Annotated in this window: 4 protein-coding genes; all 4 read left to right on the top strand. The window is 65.2% G+C overall.

What is annotated here, in order from left to right; genetic code table 11:
- On the top strand, positions 1 to 1,719 hold a 1,719-nt coding region (locus EOA60_RS24475), incomplete at its 5' end, for a primosomal protein N' (RefSeq protein WP_128312029.1).
- 34 nt (positions 1,720 to 1,753) lie between these two features.
- Positions 1,754 to 2,449 carry an aspartate/glutamate racemase family protein gene (locus EOA60_RS24470; RefSeq protein WP_095799715.1) on the top strand — a complete coding sequence of 232 codons (696 nt, stop codon included), beginning with the start codon at positions 1,754 to 1,756 and terminating at the stop codon, positions 2,447 to 2,449.
- Between the two features lie 126 nt (positions 2,450 to 2,575).
- Positions 2,576 to 2,971, top strand: a complete 396-nt coding sequence (locus tag EOA60_RS24465; protein WP_095799716.1) for a DUF4345 family protein — start codon at positions 2,576 to 2,578, stop codon at positions 2,969 to 2,971.
- A gap of 246 nt (positions 2,972 to 3,217) precedes the next feature.
- Positions 3,218 to 3,452, top strand: a 235-nt coding sequence (locus EOA60_RS24460; RefSeq protein ID WP_164899502.1) for a F0F1 ATP synthase subunit delta, incomplete at its 3' end; no start/stop codon positions are given.

The following is a 3,452-nucleotide window of genomic DNA, read 5'->3' as shown; positions in this document are numbered from 1 at the left end:
GGTGTCTCCTCGACCGTCATCGATGGCTTGAGGGCACAAGGCGTGTTCGAGACGGTGATGATCCCGCCAAGGCCGGTGGTCGCCGCACCCGATCCCGGCCATGCTGTGCCGGAATTGATGCCGGACCAGAAGGCGGCGGCCGAGAAGCTGCGCGCGGCGATCGCCGCCGACGCCTTCAACGTCACCCTGCTCGACGGCGTCACCGGATCGGGCAAGACGGAAGTCTATTTCGAGGCGGTGGCGGCGGCGCTCGACAAGGGCAAGCAGGTGCTGATCCTGCTGCCGGAGATCGCGCTGACGCACGCTTTCCTCGAACGCTTCCAGAACCGCTTCGGCGCCAAACCGGCGGAGTGGCATTCGGACCTGCCGCCCCGGATGCGCGAACGCGTCTGGCGGCAGGTGGCGGAGGGTGGCGTGCGCGTCGTCGCCGGGGCGCGCTCGGCGCTGTTCTTGCCGTTCAAGGAGCTAGGCCTGATCGTCGTCGACGAGGAGCATGACCCGGCCTACAAGCAGGAAGACCGCGTCTTCTACAATGCGCGCGACATGGCGGTGGTGCGCGGCCATATCGGCGCTTTCCCGGTCGTGCTCGCCTCGGCGACGCCGTCGGTCGAGAGCCGCGTCAACGCCAGTCAGGGCCGCTACCAGCGCGCGGTGCTGTCGGCGCGTTTTGCCGAGGCGGCGCTCCCCGACCTGAAATCGATCGACATGCGGCGCGCGCCGCCGGCGCGCGGCGGCTTTCTGTCGCCTCTCCTTCTGGAGCAGATGGAGCGCACGCTGGAGAGACAAGAGCAGTCGCTGCTCTTCCTCAACCGGCGCGGCTATGCGCCGCTGACGCTCTGCCGCGTCTGCGGCCATCGCTTCGGCTGCCCGGTCTGCTCGGCCTGGCTGGTCGAGCATCGCTTTCGCGGCCAGCTCGTCTGCCATCATTGCGGCCACAATGAGCGGCGGCCGGAGGCCTGCCCGGAATGCGGCACGCTCGATCATCTGGTCGCCTGCGGGCCGGGCGTCGAGCGCATCGCCGAGGAAGTGGTGGCGCATTTCCCGGAAGCCCGCACGATCGTATTGTCGTCCGATCTCTTGGGCGGCGTGCGCCGGCTGCGGCTCGAGCTCGAGGCCGTCGCCAATGGCGAGGCCGATATCGTCGTCGGCACGCAGCTCGTCGCTAAGGGTCACAACTTCCCCGGCATGACGCTGGTCGGCGTGGTCGACGCCGATCTCGGCCTCGCCAATGGCGATCCGCGCGCCGCCGAGCGCACCTTCCAGCTGCTCAGCCAGGTGACCGGGCGCGCGGGCCGCACCGGCAAGAAGAGCCTCGGCCTGCTGCAGACCTACCAGCCCGACCATCCGGTGATGCGGGCGATCGTCTCCGGCGATTCGGAAGCCTTCTACGAGCGCGAAATCGCGGAGCGGGAGCGCGCCGCGCTGCCACCGTTCGGCCGGCTCGCCGGCATCATCGTCAGTGCCGCGACACGCGCCGAGGCCGAAACCCATGCGCGGGGCTTGCGGCGCGCGGCACCTACAGCCTCCGATCTCTTCGTGCTCGGACCGGCCGAGGCGCCGCTGTCGCTGATCGGCGGCCGCCACCGCTTCCGCTTGCTTGTCCAGGGCGGGCGGCGCGCGGACATGCAAGGGTTTATTCGAGCCATGCTGGCGGAGGGGCCGAAGCTGCGCGGCTCCGTCAGGGTGCAGGTCGACATCGACCCGCAGAGCTTCCTATAAGCGAGAAAGACAGTCCCAACGGAGTGCTCGCTTTATGAAAACCCTCGGCCTTATCGGCGGCATGAGCTGGGAATCGACGGCGATCTACTACCGACTGCTCAACGAGATCGTGCGCGAGCGGCTGGGCGGGCTGCATTCGGCCGAGCTGTTGCTCTGGTCGTTCGACTTCGCCGAGATCGCCGAACGCCAGCATGCCGGCGACTGGGACGGCGCCGGTGTCCTTCTGGTAAAAGCAGCGCGCAAGCTGGAGGCCGGCGGCGCCGAGGGCTTGATGATTTGCACCAACACGATGCACAAACTCGCCGACACGGTGCAAGCGGCCATCTCGATTCCCATTATCCATATCGCCGACGCAACTGGACACGCTGTTGTCGCCGCAGGCGTGAAGCGCCCGGCGCTGCTGGCGACACGCTTCACCATGGAACAGGATTTCTATAAAGGGCGGCTCGCCGACAAATACGGCCTGCAGCCGGTCGTGCCCGCCCAGGCCGGCCGCGACATGGTGCACCGGATTATCTATGATGAGCTCTGCCAAGGCGTCGTCAAAGCCGACTCGAAGTCCGCCTACGTCGAGGAAGTCGGCCGTCTGCGGCGCGACGAAAAGATCGACGGCCTCATCATGGGCTGCACCGAGATCACCATACTGATCGGCCAGGGCGATTTCGACATGCCGGTGTTCGACACCACGCGCATCCAGGCCGAGGCAGCGATCGACTTCGCATTGTCCTGATCGGGCGCTCTTCTGTCGCTTCTTCTCTTGCGGTCTTTTCAAATGTGCCGGCCGACATCTGGCGCGCGGATTTTCCTCGGCTAGAATGCCGGCAATTTCAGAACAAGACTTTACGAGGGGGATCAGATGGAGTTCGCGTTTCCGTGGCCGGCGAGCCAGGGCGAGTGGCTGGCATGGTCGAGCGCCGTCGTGACGCTGCTCATCGGCCTCGGCCTCTTCCTGGCGCCGAATCTCGCCTTCCGCATCCTGCGCCTGCAGGCAAAGCCGGAGAAAGCGGCGGCGATCGCCGAAGGGCGCGGCCGCATGTCGGGCTTTTATCTCGGCGTCAGCCTGTGCTGCATCCTGCTCGCACAGCCGCTGCTCTATATGGCGCTCGGCTTCTCATGGCTGTTCACCGCTTTCGGTCGGCTTTTGTCGATGATGTCGGACGGCGCCAATACACCTTTCAACTGGGCTTCCATCGTGGTTGAATTGGCCCTGGCGGCGCTGCCGCTTGCCTTCGCCTTCGGCTTCGTACCGTGAATTCGTGGCTAATCCGCCGCTCAGGCTCGGCCTTCGCCGTCTGATGCGACAAAAGTGCCTGAAACCATGCCGGACGATGCATTGCGGTCTCAAAAGGCCTGTGCTAGACGGCAATCGACTTTCGGCCGGGGATAGCGGAAGCCATCCCTCCGTGCTTGGAAAAATCGCAGTAAGGTCAAAGATTTAGCCAGAGTTTTCGCTCGCGCCAACAATCTGCGGCCTGTCAGACAAGAGAAAAGACGGTCCGTGGCCCAATCGTCATCGCCAATCTCAGCTGTCGCAGAGCGCTATGCAAGCTCGCTGTTCGAGCTCGCGCTGCAGGAAAATTCGGTCGCCCAGGTCGAGGCTGACCTCAACGATTTCGAGGCGATGCTCAATGGCAGCGCCGACCTTGCCCGGCTCATCAACAGCCCGGTGTTCTCCAGCGACGATCACGCCAAGGCGATCGGCGCTGCCATTGAGCATCGCCTCGAAATCGTTG

The organism is Mesorhizobium sp. M1A.F.Ca.IN.020.06.1.1, from assembly GCF_004023265.1.
GTDB lineage: Bacteria > Pseudomonadota > Alphaproteobacteria > Rhizobiales > Rhizobiaceae > Mesorhizobium.
Note: the sequence above shows the minus strand (reverse complement) of the source record. Positions and strands in the feature narration are given on the sequence as shown.

What these genes read in the sequence shown, in the direction of transcription:
- EOA60_RS24470 (WP_095799715.1), top strand. Translation starts at nt 1,754, where the DNA reads ATGAAAACCCTCGGCCTTATCGGCGGCATGAGCTGGGAATCGACGGCG.
- EOA60_RS24465 (WP_095799716.1), top strand. Translation starts at nt 2,576, where the DNA reads ATGGAGTTCGCGTTTCCGTGGCCGGCGAGCCAGGGCGAGTGGCTGGCA.